The organism is Streptomyces sp. NBC_00647 (assembly GCF_045207245.1).
Lineage (GTDB): Bacteria > Actinomycetota > Actinomycetes > Streptomycetales > Streptomycetaceae > Streptomyces.
Map to the genome: position 1 here is coordinate 2,539,857 of NZ_CP109040.1, position 13,599 is coordinate 2,553,455.

At 69.8% G+C, this 13,599-nt stretch carries 13 protein-coding genes; 1 reads left to right on the forward strand and 12 read right to left on the reverse strand.

All coding sequences use genetic code 11. The features are described from left to right. Positions 1–110: 110 nt before the first annotated feature. The 12 genes from OG788_RS11205 to OG788_RS11260 all read right to left on the reverse strand — a co-directional run bounded on the left by OG788_RS11205 (position 111) and on the right by OG788_RS11260 (position 12,358). Positions 111–2,972: a DEAD/DEAH box helicase gene (locus OG788_RS11205; RefSeq protein WP_351547062.1), complete on the reverse strand. Its 2,862-nt coding sequence runs from the start codon at positions 2,970–2,972 to the stop codon at positions 111–113. Positions 2,973–3,012: 40 nt separating this feature from the next. Then, positions 3,013–3,903 carry a diacylglycerol kinase gene (locus OG788_RS11210; protein ID WP_406370470.1) on the reverse strand — a complete coding sequence of 297 codons (891 nt, stop codon included), beginning with the start codon at positions 3,901–3,903 and terminating at the stop codon, positions 3,013–3,015. Positions 3,904–3,932: 29 nt separating this feature from the next. Next, positions 3,933–4,883 (reverse strand): twin-arginine translocase subunit TatC, encoded by a 951-nt coding sequence (tatC, locus tag OG788_RS11215; protein WP_351547068.1) that lies wholly within the window; start codon positions 4,881–4,883, stop codon positions 3,933–3,935. A 47-nt stretch (positions 4,884–4,930) separates the two neighbouring features. Next, positions 4,931–5,218 (reverse strand): Sec-independent protein translocase subunit TatA, encoded by a 288-nt coding sequence (gene tatA / locus OG788_RS11220; protein ID WP_266756808.1) that lies wholly within the window; start codon positions 5,216–5,218, stop codon positions 4,931–4,933. 237 nt (positions 5,219–5,455) lie between these two features. Continuing rightward, a complete protein-coding gene (locus OG788_RS11225; protein ID WP_351547072.1) occupies positions 5,456–5,650 on the reverse strand; it encodes a hypothetical protein in 195 nt (64 codons plus the stop codon). Positions 5,651–5,660: 10 nt separating this feature from the next. Then, positions 5,661–5,921 carry a hypothetical protein gene (locus tag OG788_RS11230; RefSeq protein ID WP_351547075.1) on the reverse strand — a complete coding sequence of 87 codons (261 nt, stop codon included), beginning with the start codon at positions 5,919–5,921 and terminating at the stop codon, positions 5,661–5,663. Positions 5,922–6,031: 110 nt separating this feature from the next. Continuing rightward, positions 6,032–7,057 carry a helix-turn-helix transcriptional regulator gene (locus OG788_RS11235; protein WP_406370472.1) on the reverse strand — a complete coding sequence of 342 codons (1,026 nt, stop codon included), beginning with the start codon at positions 7,055–7,057 and terminating at the stop codon, positions 6,032–6,034. Between the two features lie 16 nt (positions 7,058–7,073). Continuing rightward, positions 7,074–8,027 (reverse strand): helix-turn-helix transcriptional regulator, encoded by a 954-nt coding sequence (locus OG788_RS11240; RefSeq protein ID WP_406370474.1) that lies wholly within the window; start codon positions 8,025–8,027, stop codon positions 7,074–7,076. Positions 8,028–8,160: 133 nt separating this feature from the next. Continuing rightward, on the reverse strand, positions 8,161–8,532 hold the full coding sequence (locus OG788_RS11245) for an FKBP-type peptidyl-prolyl cis-trans isomerase (RefSeq protein ID WP_351547081.1): 372 nt from the start codon (positions 8,530–8,532) through the stop codon (positions 8,161–8,163). Between the two features lie 59 nt (positions 8,533–8,591). After that, on the reverse strand, positions 8,592–9,599 hold the full coding sequence (locus tag OG788_RS11250) for an FKBP-type peptidyl-prolyl cis-trans isomerase (RefSeq protein WP_351547084.1): 1,008 nt from the start codon (positions 9,597–9,599) through the stop codon (positions 8,592–8,594). Between the two features lie 128 nt (positions 9,600–9,727). Further along, entirely contained in the window at positions 9,728–11,089 is a 1,362-nt protein-coding gene (gene pafA, locus OG788_RS11255) for a Pup--protein ligase (protein WP_171143128.1), read from the reverse strand. A gap of 9 nt (positions 11,090–11,098) precedes the next feature. Continuing rightward, positions 11,099–12,358, reverse strand: coding sequence for an MFS transporter (locus OG788_RS11260; protein WP_406370476.1), 1,260 nt, complete (start codon positions 12,356–12,358; stop codon positions 11,099–11,101). A 107-nt stretch (positions 12,359–12,465) separates the two neighbouring features. On the opposite strand from OG788_RS11260, the gene OG788_RS11265 reads away from it, so the two are divergent. Next, a complete protein-coding gene (locus OG788_RS11265) occupies positions 12,466–13,479 on the forward strand; it encodes a LacI family DNA-binding transcriptional regulator (protein ID WP_351547096.1) in 1,014 nt (337 codons plus the stop codon). Positions 13,480–13,599 lie beyond the last annotated feature (120 nt).

The following is a 13,599-nucleotide window of genomic DNA, read 5'->3' on the forward strand; positions in this document are numbered from 1 at the left end:
CCCGCCGGAACAAGCGCGGCCGGTGAGGTGCCGCCCCCGGACAGTAGGGGGTGGCATCCCACCGGCCGTGTCGGCTCGGCTCGGAACACCGGCGGACGGGCCGCCGCTCGTCAGCCCACCGACGAGTACGCCACCACTCCGCGCAGCAGTGCCTCGACCGCCTTGCGCGCGTTCTTCGCGACCGTCGACCTCTCGCCGCCCGAGACGGGCGCGGCGGCCGCGATCTGGCCGAGGACGTCGATGACCTGCTTGCACCAGCGCACGAAGTCACCGGCGGGCATCTCGGCCTCGCGCAGCACCTCGTCGAGGCCCTTGCCGGACGCCCACTCGTGGGCGGCCCAGGCGAAGCCGAGGTCCGGCTCGCGCTGGCCGACCCCCTCGGTCTGGCTGATCCCGAAGTCCTCCTCCAGCGCGTCGAGACGGCCCCAGATGCGCACCATCTCGCCGAGCGCCGCCTTGGCCTTGCCGGACGGCACCTTCGGCGCCATGGCGTCGTCGGCGGCCCGGGACTCGTACACCAACGCCGAGACGCAGGCGGCCAGTTCCGCGGGGGCCAGCCCGTCCCAGACGCCGGCGCGCAGGCATTCGCTGGCCAGCAGGTCGAGTTCGCCGTACAGCCGGGCGAGGCGCTTGCCGTGCTCGGTGACCTCGTCGCCGCGCAGATAGTCCAGCTCGGTGAGAAGGGCGACGATCCGGTCGAAGGTGCGGGCGATGGTGTTCGTCCGGCCCTCTATACGGCGCTCCAGCTGCGAGGTGTCACGCTGCAGGCGGTGGTAGCGCTCGGCCCAACGGGCGTGGTCCTCGCGGTCGTTGCACCCATGGCAGGGGTGCGCGCGGATCGCCGTGCGCAGCCGGGCGATCTCACGGTCGTCGGCGGCCTCGGAGCGCTTCTTGCGGTGCCGGTCCGGGACGATGTGCCCGGCCTTGGTGCGCAGGGCGGACGCCAGGTCCCGCCGGGACTGCGGCGAGCGCGGGTTGAAGGACTTGGGGATCCGCATCCGGTCGAGCGCCTCGACCGGCACCGGGAAGTCCATCGAGGCCAGCCGCTTCACCTGGCGCTCGGCGGTGAGCACCAGCGGACGCGGGCCGTCGTGCTGCTCGAAGCCCCGGTGGCCGTTCGACCGGCCCGCGGGCAGCCCGGGGTCCAGCACCAGCGCCAGCCCCGCGTACTTGCCGGTCGGCACATGGATCACGTCGCCCGGCTTCAGCTTCTCCAGGGCGACGGCCGCTTCGGCCCGGCGCTGCGACATGCCCTGCCGGGCCAGCTCGGTCTCGCGGTCCTTGAGTTCGCGGCGCAGCACCATGTACGCGTCGAAGTCTCCGAGGTGGCAGGTCATGGACTCCTTGTAGCCCTCGAGGCCTTCCTCGTTGCGCTGCACCTGCCGGGAGATCCCGACGACCGACTTGTCGGCCTGGAACTGCGCGAAGGACGTCTCCAGAAGCTCGCGCGAGCGGTGCCGCCCGAACTGCTCGACCAGGTTCACGGCCATGTTGTACGACGGCTTGAAACTGGAACGCAGCGGATAGGTGCGCGTGCCCGCGAGTCCCGCCAGGTGTTCGGGGCTGAAGCCGCGCTGCCACAGCACGACCGCGTGGCCCTCGACGTCGATGCCACGGCGGCCGGCGCGGCCGGTGAGCTGGGTGTACTCACCGGGGGTGATGTCGGCGTGCTGCTCGCCGTTCCACTTGACCAGCTTCTCCAACACCACCGAGCGGGCGGGCATGTTGATGCCCAGCGCGAGGGTCTCCGTGGCGAAGACGGCCTTGACGAGACCGCGGACGAAGAGCTCCTCGACGACCTCCTTGAACGTGGGCAGCATGCCCGCGTGGTGGGCCGCGATGCCGCGCTCCAGACCCTCCAGCCATTCGAAGTAGCCGAGGACGTGCAGGTCCTCGTCCGGGATGGAGGCGGTGCGCTCCTCGACGAGTTCGCGGACTCTGGCGCGCGCCGCGTCGTCGTTCAGCCGCAGGCCGGCGTACAGACACTGCTGCACGGCTGCCTCGCAGGCCGCCCGGCTGAAGATGAACGTGATGGCGGGCAGCAGCCCTTCGGCGTCGAGCCGCTCGATGACCTCCGGGCGTCCGGGCGTCCAGATCCGCGAGCGCTGTCTGCGCTCACGCTCCCGGTCGGCCTCGCGCATCGCGCGGCCCCGTTTGCGGTCCTGGTACGACGGACGGCTGGCCTCCATGCGCGCCATGCGCGTGAGGTCGGGGTTGACGGCCTTCCTCTGGCCCTCGCCCTCCTCGAAGAGGTCGTACATCCGGCGTCCGGCCAGCACGTGCTGGAAGAGCGGGACGGGACGGTGTTCGGAGACGATCACCTGGGTGTCGCCGCGCACCGTGTCCAGCCAGTCACCGAACTCCTCCGCGTTCGACACGGTCGCCGACAGCGACACCAGGGTCACCGACTCGGGGAGATGGATGATCACTTCCTCCCAGACGGCGCCACGGAAGCGGTCGGAGAGGTAGTGCACCTCGTCCATCACCACGTAGCCGAGTCCGAGGAGGGTCTGCGAGCCCGCGTACAGCATGTTCCGCAGGACCTCGGTGGTCATGACGACCACCGGGGCTTCGGAGTTGACGCTGTTGTCGCCGGTGAGCAGGCCGACCTTGTCCGCGCCGTAACGGCGGCACAGGTCGGAGTACTTCTGGTTGGAGAGCGCCTTGATCGGTGTCGTGTAGAAGCACTTCTTGCCCTGCTGGAGGGCGAGATGGACGGCGAACTCGCCGACGATCGTCTTGCCCGAGCCGGTGGGCGCGGCCACCAGCACACCCTTGCCCGTCTCGAGCGCCTGGCAGGCCTCGATCTGGAAGGGGTCGAGGCCGAAGTCGTACATCTCGCGGAAGGAGGCGAGCGCGGTGGCCTGCTCGACAGCGCGCCTGCGTGCTGCCGCATACCGCTCGGCCGGTGAGAGGTCCTCTGTCATCGTGCTTTCGAGACTACCGGGACGCACTGACATGAGGACGATCATTATCCGGATCAGATGCTGTGAAACATCGGATCCCCGCAGCTCAGGGAAGTGCCACGCGCACGGCGCCCGGTATGCACTCCGCGGTGAGCGGCAGCGGCCCGAGCGGTTCCCCGTCCGCGTAGCCGGTGATTCCCTCGGCGACGAGCTCGACCCGGGCCGCCCGGTGCACGGTCACCACGGGATGATCGACGTGGGTGCCCCGGTAGACCTTCGGGAACACCTTGAGCAGGGTCGTACGGCTGCAGTTGCCGACCACGGTGATGTCGAACAGCCCGTCACCGAGGACCGCGCCGGGGCAGATCCTCATGCCGCCGCCGTACGACGCTCCGTTGCCGACGGCCACGAGCGTCGCCTCGATCTCCCGGGTCTCGCCGTCGTCGAGCGTGATCCGGTACGCGAAGGGCCGGAAGGCGGCCAGTTCGGCGAGCATGGCGAGGTCGTACTTGAAGCGGCCGACGGGCCACCGCATCCGGTTGCCTCGGTCGTTGACCCGGGAGTCGAACCCGGACGCGAGGACGGTGCCGAACCACGTGCCGTTCACCCGGCCCAGGTCGACGTCGCGCAGGCGGTCACCCTTGAGGGCTTCGGCGATCAGGCGCCCCGATGCCGCCGGGTCGCGTACGGGCAGGCCGAGGGCGCGCGCGAAGTCGTTCCCGGTGCCCACGGCAACCAGGCCGAGCGGGGTGCGGGTCCCCGCGACGGCCTGCAGGGCGAGGTTCGCCATGCCGTCGCCGCCGACCGCGACCAGGGCGCCGGTGCCGTCCGCGACGGCTTCTCGCGCCCGGGCGAGGGCATCGGCCGCGTTCTCGCCGAGGACCGTCCGGACGGAGAATCCCGCGGCACGCAACGCGGAAGCGGCCGGCTGCGCCGCGTGGGCGCCCCGGCCGCGGCCCGCGGTGGGGTTGACGAAGAGGGTGATCTCGCTGGTCACAGGCTGACCCTACGAGGTCCCGGGCTGCGTCAGGTCACGTCGTCATAACCGTTGACCCGGTCCGAGCCGGCCTGCTCCGGGAGGGCCCCACGGGCCGTCACGGGCTCGGTCTCGCCGATGTCCTCAGGGGTGAGGTCGAGATCGGAGGCCTCGTCGTCGGCCGGTCCGGCGGCCGCGCGGCGGGCACGACGCCGGTCGTTGAGCAGGGCCACACCCGTGCCGACGAAGTACAGGAACCAGATCGGCCCTGCCAGCGCCAGCATGGAGATGGGGTCGGTGCTGGGGGTGGCGATCGCCGCGAAGAGCGTGATCCCCATCACCATCGCCCGCCACCAGCCTGCCATCCGGCGTCCCGAGAGGACGCCGCCGAAGTTCAGCATGACCAGCAGCAAGGGAAGCTCGAAGGAGAGCCCGAAGACGATGATCATCCGCATGATGAGCTGCAACAGGTCATCGAGTGGCAACTGGTTGTCGCTGCCGATGATCGAGAACTCCAGCATCACCGACGCCATCTTGGGCAGCGTCCAGTAAGCGAAGTAGGCGCCGGTGACGAAGAGAGGGAAGCCCGCGGCGACGAAGCCGAGCGCGTACTTCTTCTCGTTGCCGTGCAGACCGGGCGCCACGAAAGCCCAGAGCTGATAGAGCCACACGGGAGACGCCAGCACCACGCCTGTCGACATCGACACCGTCAGCGCCAGCGTGAACGGGCTGAGCAATCCGTTCTGCACGATGCGCGCGCACTGCTTGTTGTCAGGATTCTGCGCCAGCTCCGCAAACCTGTACTTGCACCCGACTGCGTCGAGGATGGGGTTCGTGAAGAACTCCATGATGTTCTTGTAGAAGAAGGCCGAGATGATCATCCCGATGATGATCGCCAACACACTCTTCACGAGCCGGTTGCGGAGCTCGCGAAGGTGCTCCGCGAGGGGCATGCGCCCCTCCGGATCCCTCTCGTCCTTCTTGCGGGCAGACTTGAGCAACCCACGTTCCCATCTCGTGCGGCGGGCCGGAGGTCACCGGCCCTGCGTCAGCGCTGGTTGGTCGAGTCCGTCGGCTCGGCGACCGGGCGCGAGCTGGTCACGTCGCCGGGGGCGGCCTGAATGGTGCGCTGAGCCGGGGGCTGCTCGTCGGTGCTGGGCGGGCCGGCCGGGGCCGGGTTGCTGCCCTCGTCCTTCATCGCCTTCGCCTCGCTCTTGAGGATCCGGGCGGACTTGCCCAGGGAGCGCGCCATGTCCGGAAGCTTCTTCGCGCCGAACAGCAGGATGATGACGACGAGGATGAGAATGATCTCGGGAGCTCCGAGCCTTCCGAACATAAGTCTTTACCTTCTCACCGAGGCTGCATGGTCGGGGTGCTGTCCGATCGGTCGGACATGTGTCCGATCGTCGTGGTGACAGCGATCGTAACGCTCAGGGGTGAACGCGGGACAATCCCTGTGCGTACTCCCAGTTCGCGGTCCGCGCCTCGTTATCCGGGCCGCGACCTTGAGCGTACCTGGCCCCGGCACGAAGTTGACAGGCTGCAGTGACTCATTGCTCATCCATGGAACGACTCATACCGCATCCATAGAGCGAGCGGCCCCGACAGCGGCCCGTTCCAGGTCATCGGCGGCTTTGTTGATACGGCGCGCGGAGTCGGCCACCTGTCGGCCCAGACGCTCCGATTCCAGGAAGACACGGACGGCGAGCACTCCGAGAACCGCGATTCCCAGGAAACCCACAGCGATCGCAAACATCGGCCAGAACATGACGACGACCCTAGAGGGTGGAGTGCAGGCGCAGCGTGCGGACCCCGCCCCCGGTGAGCAGTTCCACGATGCGCTCCCCCGCGGGCTTGCGGACGGCGGAACCGCACTCGGGGCAGGTGAACGAGTAGAACGTGGTGCGGCTGCTGGCACCGATGGCCAGGCGCAGAGCGCCCGGCGTGAGCTCGAAGCCGGCCCGGCAGTCGGGACAGGCGGCCTTGAACATGACCTCGACCACCCTTCGCATCCCGGCGAAGGCCGTCACGACCGACATCTCCGGCGCGCCCGAGGACACCCCCGCCCGTCCCGGCGCCTCCGCCCGCGCGGCACCCGACCTCTCCGAGGTGCCCGGCATCCCCGGCGCACCGGGCATCGACGACGTGCTCAAAGTCCTTGCTCCCGCCTCTCGTACGGCCCGTCCTCGGCCCCGTCGAGCCCCTCCGGCGCGTCGTAGGCGGCCAGCGCCTCGCGGGCCGCGCCGCGGGCGCTGTCCGCGAGATCCTGCGGCGAGACGATCCGGCCGTCACCGCCGAGGCGCAGGGCCAGCCGCCGCAGCGACGTGGGATCGGGGGTCCGCAGAGTGATACGCAGCCCGCCGTCAGGCAGCTCATCCGCGCTGTCGTGCGGGTAGTACTCCGCGACCCAGCGCCCGCCCGGACCGACCTCGACGACCACCTCGGGGTCCTCTGCCGCGGGCTGGACCAGCCCCTCGGAGAGATCCCGCAGCTCCACCTCGGGCGGCGCGGACGGCTCGTCCAGGATGCGGATCTCGGCGACCCGGTCGAGCCGGAAGGTGCGGCGCGCCTCGGAGCGGCGGCACCAGGCCTCCACATAGGTGTGACCGACGCTGACCAGGCGGATCGGGTCGATCTCGCGCTCGCTCAGCTCGTCCCGGGAGGGCGAGTAGTAGCGGATCCACAGCCTGCGCCGCTCGGAGATCGCCCGGTCCACGTCGGCGAAGACACCGCCCTCGGACTCGAAGGTCACCGACAGCCGCGAGCTGGCACCCGCCGCCTCCCCGGAAGCGGCCTCCACCTTCGCGGTGGCCCGCAGCAGCGCCTGCCGGTCGCCCTCGCGCAGCCCGGGCAGGGTGGACACCGCGCGGGCGGCCACCAGCAGCGCGGTCGCCTCGTCGGCGGCGATCCGCAGCGGCTCGGCGACGTCGTCGGGGTTGTGCCACCAGATCCGGTCGCCGTCGGTGTCGATGTCGAGCAGATCCCCGCCGCGGAAGCTGGTCCCGCACAGCGGCAGCACGTCGAGGTCGGAGATCAGCTCGTCCTCGGTGATCCCGAAGGCCCGGGCGACATCGCCGACGCGCGCGCCGGGGCGCTCGCGCAGATACGTCACCAGGGAGAGCATCCGCCGGGTCTGGTCGATCGCGTTCGTGGGCCTGGCCGGTTTTCCTGCCACTTTCTTACGTTTCCCCTCAGCCCTTGGCCACGGCGCGCAGCCGGTCGACCACATCGGCCCGCAGTTCGGCGGGCTCCACGACCACCACGTCCGGCCCGAACTCGACGAGCCAGGCGTCCAGTCCGTGCCCGTACGGAATCTCCAACTCGTCCCAGCCGTCTCCCAGTTCCCGTACGGAGACGGCCTTGGCCCGCAGCGGGTAGCCCGCGCCGGAGCGCAGCCGGATCAGCGCGGAGCGGTCGGCGATCTCCCCCGCCCAGCCGGCGACCGTCTCACGCACGGTGACGACGTCCGGTACTTCGGCCGTGTACCGCCCCGCCCGCGCGCGGACCTTGCCGGTGATCCGGGAGAGCCGGAAGACCCGCTCGGCGCCCCGGTCGCGGTCCCAGCCCGCGAGGTACCAGTGACCACGCCAGCACTCCAGGGCCCACGGCTCGACATGCCGGGTCTCGGGGCGCGCGGCGGTGGCCTTGCGGTAGTCGAAGACGACCGGGCGGCGGTCGCGGCAGGCCAGCATCAAGGGTTCGAAGGCGGCCTCGTGGACGGGGATGTGCGGCTCAAGGGCGCCGTGGGCCTCGTACGGGTCCACGTCCTCGGGCAGACCCGCCGCGCGCAGCTTCTGGAGCGCGCCGCTCGCGGCACCGGCCAGCCGGGCCTGCTGCCAGACCTTGGCGGCCAGACCGAGGGCGGCCGCCTCTTCGGCGTCGAGGGTGATGGGCGGCAGGCGGTTGCTGTCGCGGCGGGCGAGATAGCCGACCTCGCCGTCGAGATTCTCCACCGTCTCGATGACCAGGCCGAGTTCGCGCAGATCGTCCTTGTCGCGCTCGAACATCCGGTTGAAGGAGTCGTCCGACCCGGCTTCGAGATAGGCCTCGATGGACTCGCGGAGTTCGCGCTTGCTGAGCGGCCGCCGCGTCCCGAGCAGACACAGTGCGAGATTCATCAGCCGCTCGGCCTTGGCAATGGCCATCGACGCCCTTCCTATGGTGCTTCCGACCGATGACCGTACCGCTCCGGAGTGTCGCGGCAAAAGCCGAGGGCCCATGCCCGAACGGACATGGGCCCCAGATCATCGGATCCAGGTCGGATCCGGTCTGTCGTGATCAGACAGCGATCAGGTCGACCACGAAGATCAGCGTCTCACCGGGCTTGATCGCCGGGGTGGGGCTCTGGTCGCCGTAGGCGAGGTGGGCGGGGATGGTCAGCTGGCGACGGCCGCCGACCTTCATGCCCTGCACGCCACGGTCCCAGCCCTTGATGACACGGCCGCCGCCGAGCGGGAAGCGGAACGGGTTGCCCCGGTTCCAGCTCGCGTCGAACTCCTCACCCGTGCTGAACGCCACACCCACGTAGTGCACCGTGACGTTCTGACCCGACTTGGCCTCGGGGCCGTCGCCCTCCCAGATGTCCTTGATCTCGAGGTCCGCCGGCGGCTGGCCCTCGGGGAAATCGATCTCGGGCTTCTCGATGCTCACGTCTTTGCTCCTGCTTGTGTACGTAAAGGCAACACGGACAGTCTTACATCCCCGAGGGGTTACATCTTCGCCAGGATGTCGACCGAGAAGACGAGGGTCGAGTCCTTCTTGATGCCGCTGCCGCTCGGCGGGTTGTCGCCGTAGCCCAGCTTCGGCGGGATCACGATGAGGACGCGGCTGCCCACCTTCTTGCCGGTCAGCCCCTGCGCCCAGCCCTTGACGACCTGCTGGAGCGAGAACGACGTCAGCTGACCCCTCTTGTACGTGGAGTCGAACTCCTTGCCGCTGTCCCAGAGCACGCCCTCGTACTGCACCAGGACGCTGCTGTCGGCCTTGACCTCCTCGCCGTCGCCCTCGATCACATAGTTCGCCACGAGCTTCGTGGGGGCGTCCGTCTTCGGCACCGTGATCTTGGGGGCGGCGCCGTCCGTGTTGGTCCCGACCTTCGGCAGCGCGGCGTCGCTCTGCGCGACGTTCTTGCCCTTGGCGGAGCTCTTGGAATTGAACGTGTTCTCGATGTCGACGACGAACACGAGCGTGTCGGTGCCCTTGATGCCCGCCTGCGCGTTGCCCTGCGTTCCGTAGCCCCAGGTCGGGGGGACGGACATCTCGACGCGGCTGCCGGCCTTCTTGCCGATCAGGCCGTAGCGCCAGCCGTCGATGATGCCGCCCTGCGCGAGCTGGATGACCAGCGGCGTCTTACGGTCGTAGGAGTTGTCGAAGACCTTCGCCGTGGCCCAGATCTGGCCCAGGTAGTTGGCCTGGATGTAGTCGTTCTCCGCGACCGTCTGGCCGTTGCCCGCGATGACCGTCCTGACCGCGAGGTCCTTCGACGGCTCACCGGTGCCCTTGGCGACGGTCGGCTTCTCCCCGAACTTCGTGCCGGCGGTGATCGCCGGCAGCGGGCCGTCGACGATCTTCGGCGGAGGCGGCGCGGAAGCCGCGGCGGAGGCCGAAGGCGACGGACTCTTGCTGGACTTGGCCGTGTCTGACTTGCCGTCGTCACCGCATCCGGCAAGTGTGACCAGTCCAGCGGGTACGGCGAGAAGGAGTGAGCGTCGGCGCACGGTGGGGGCCTCGTATCGGTCGATCTTGGTTGATGGCGTGCGCGCAACTCTACGACGTGAGAAGGGCGCCGTACGGAAAACGTACGGCGCCCCGCGTTGCGTTCCGCTTCACACGCGGAACTCCCGGCTCACATTCCGGCGATGAGCTTCTCCACCCGGTCGTCCACCGAACGGAACGGGTCCTTGCACAACACCGTGCGTTGCGCCTGGTCGTTGAGCTTCAGATGGACCCAGTCGACGGTGAAATCGCGGCGCTGCTCCTGAGCGCGCCGGATGAAGTCGCCCCGCAGCCGCGCCCGAGTGGTCTGCGGCGGCACCGACTTGCCCTCGAAGATCTTCAAGTCGTTGCAGATCCGAGCGGCTTGCCCCTTCCTCTCCAGCAGGTAGTAGAGGCCACGACGGCGGTGGATGTCGTGGTAGGCGAGGTCTATCTGCGCGACCCGCGGGTGCGACATGGTCATGTTGTGCTTGGCCCGGTACCGCTCGATGAGCTGGTACTTCATGACCCAGTCGATCTCGGTGCCGATCCGGTCGAGGTCCTCCGCCTCGATCGAGTCGAGCACACGGCCCCACAGTTCGAGGACCTGTTCGACGGTTCCGGTTCGGATGCCGCGGCGCTCGACGAAGTCCACGGCCTTCTCGTAGTACTCGCGCTGCACTTCGAGCGCCGAGGCCTCACGGCCACTGGCGAGGCGCACCTTGCGGCGGCCCGTGATGTCGTGGCTGACCTCACGGATCGCCCGAATGGGGTTCTCCAGGGTGAGGTCACGCATGACGGTGCCCGCCTCGATCATGCGCAGCACGAGATCGGTGGCGCCGACCTTGAGGAGCATGGTCGTCTCGGACATGTTCGAGTCGCCGACGATGACGTGCAGCCGGCGGTAGCGCTCGGCGTCCGCGTGCGGCTCGTCACGCGTATTGATGATGGGCCGGGAGCGGGTCGTCGCGGAGCTGACACCCTCCCAGATGTGCTCGGCTCGCTGGCTGACGCAGTACACGGCACCGCGCGGAGTCTGCAGCACCTTGCCGGCGCCGCACAGCAGCTGCCGCGTGACGAGGAACGGAATGAGGATGTCCGCGAGTCGGGAGAACTCCCCGTGCCGGGCCACCAGATAGTTCTCGTGACACCCGTAGGAGTTGCCCGCCGAGTCGGTGTTGTTCTTGAACAGGTAGACGTCGCCCGCGATTCCTTCCTCGTGCAGGCGTCGTTCGGCGTCCACCAGGAGTCCTTCGAGAATGCGCTCGCCGGCCTTGTCGTGGGTGACGAGCTCCGTCACGTTGTCACATTCGGGTGTCGCGTATTCCGGATGTGATCCCACGTCGAGATAAAGGCGGGCACCGTTCCGCAGAAAGACATTGCTGCTGCGGCCCCATGACACGACACGGCGGAAGAGGTACCGCGCCACCTCGTCGGGAGACAGGCGCCGCTGTCCCCTGAACGTACACGTGACGCCGTACTCGTTCTCCAGCCCGAAAATGCGGCGGTCCATGACTGAACATTACGCCCGATCCCCTGAGCTGAAACGGGGTTCGACGGCACGGTTTGGATCATTTTCCGATGAGACCGCAACGACCGCACCCCGGCCGGTAGCTGCGAGGACCCGCCCCGTGGCCAGCAGAACCACCAGCGCGGCGACGCCGGCGACCCCCGGAACGGCGAAGCCCCGGGCCGCCCCGCCCCACTCGACGACAGGCCCCGCGATGCCCGTTCCGACCGACGCGCCCACGGTGAACGTCGTCACGAGCCAGGAGAAGGCCTCCGTGACGGTGCCCGTCGGCGCGTGCCGGTCGACCAGCACGAACGCGCAGGCGATGCAGGGTGCGAGGAACACTCCGGCCAGCGTCGTCAGAGCGGTCATGGCGACCGGCCCCGGCACCAGCATCAGCGGGACGTAACACACCGCCAGAAGGGCGACGAGCACCCGCAGTCGCCGCTCCGGGGCCCCGCCCCACCGCCGCGCGCCGTAGACCACGCCGCCGAGCAGCGCGCCCAGGCCGATGCCCGCCATCAGCCAGCCGTACACGACGTCCCCGCCGTGCTCGTCGGCGTACGACACCGCGGCGACCGTGATCGAGCCCAGAGCCATCCCGACGAACAGCAACGCCCCCAGTAGGGCCACCAGCCCCGGCGAGCGCAGGGCGCCGAGCCAGTGCGCCTCGCGCGGGGCCGACCGCCACGCGCGCGAGGGCGGCGAGACGACCACGGAGAGGGCCCCCAGGACACCGATGACGCTCAGGATCAGCAGCGCGGCCTGGGCGGACCAGAGCGAGACGCACAGCGTCACGAGCAACGGCCCGACCGTGAACATCACCTCCTGCGCCACGGCGTCCATCGCGTACGCGGTATGCACCTGCTCCTCCTTGCGCAGCACGGAGGGCCACAGCGCCCGCAGGCCCCCCTCCAGGGGAGGCGTGAACAGCCCGGCGACGGCCATCGCGGCACAGGCCAGCGCCGGCCGGCCCGTCCCGACGAAGGCGAAGACACCCATCCCGAAGGCCGAGACGATTGCCGCGGGCAGCTGCACCCGCGGTTGCCCGTAGAGGTCCACGAGCCGTCCGAGCAAGGGCTGCCCCACCGCGTTGGCCACCCCGTACACGGCGGCGAGCGCGCCCGCCAGGCTGTAGGTGCCGCCCTCGGCCCGGACGAACAGCACGACGGCGATGGCCGCGGTGGCGTTCGGCAACCGCCCCACGAGCGTGCCGACGAGCAGCCGGGCTGCGTGCCTCGCCCTGAGGATCTCCAGGTATCCCGCGGCCATGTCGAGCCCTTCTCGTAGTGCGCGACGTCGAAGTGTTACGTATAACGTCTCCATCCATACGTACCATGTGCGCTGTCCGGGAGTCCAGACGAAGGAGCAGGCCGACGGTGGCAAGAGGCAGTACACGCCCCACGAGCCGGGACGTCGCCCAGGCCGCCGGGGTCTCCCAGGCCGCGGTCTCCCTGGTACTGGGCGACAAATGGCGCGGCCGGGTCTCCGAGGCCACGGCGGAACGCGTCCGGGACGCTGCCCAGGAGCTCGGCTACCGCCCGAACCTGGCCGCCCGCAACCTCCGCCTCGGCCGCACCCGCACCGTCCTCCTGGTGGTCCCCGCACTCACCACGGAGTTCTTCGCGGGCGTCTACACCGGCGCGGCCCGCGTGGCCGCCGAGCACGGCTTCGGCGTCGTCCTGTACCCCTCCCCCGAAGGCATCGGCCCCGCCCGCGACCCCTTCGGCTCCGCGCAGGCCGCCCTCGACGGCGTGATCGCCTCCTCCATGGCGGCCGACGCCCTCACGGCGATCCGCGGCGACCAGCTCCCCCTGGTCATGCTCGACAGCGACCCGGCCGGCAGCCAGGGCGCGGCGACCGTCAACCTCGACATCAAGGACGGCGTACGCCAGGTCACCGGCCACCTCCTCGAACTGGGCCACCGCCGCTTCCTGCACCTCGCGGCCGACATCCCGTCCTGGACCTTCGAGGTCCGCGCCCAGGAGATCGCCGCCCACCTCTCCGGCGTCCCCGGAACCGACCTCCGGACCGCCAGGGCACCCATCTCCTTCGAGGACGCCCTCGCGGCGGCCCAGACCGCCCTCTCCGCCCCCGGCCCACGCCCCACCGCCGTGATCTGCGACGACGACAAACTGGCCGCGGGCGCCTACAAGGCCGCCCGCCGCCTCGGCCTGCGCATCCCCGACGACATCTCCATCACCGGCCTGGACGACCTCGCCCTGGCCCGGGCCCTCGACCCGGAACTCACGACCGTCCGCCTGGACGCGGAACGATTCGGGGAACAGGGCATGAAGGCCCTCCTGGCCGTCCTGGACGGCCGCACACCCCCACAGGGGGACATCCCGGTCGAACTGGTCGTGAGGGGCTCCACGGCCCCGCCAGGCCCATAGACGCCACCTCCTCCACCACCACCGGGCCCAGCGAACCCGGAGCGGCACACGGAAGGGGCCGCGCCGGCATGCACCGGGGCGGCCCCTTCCGTGTGAGCACCCGACGGACGGGCGCGAGGT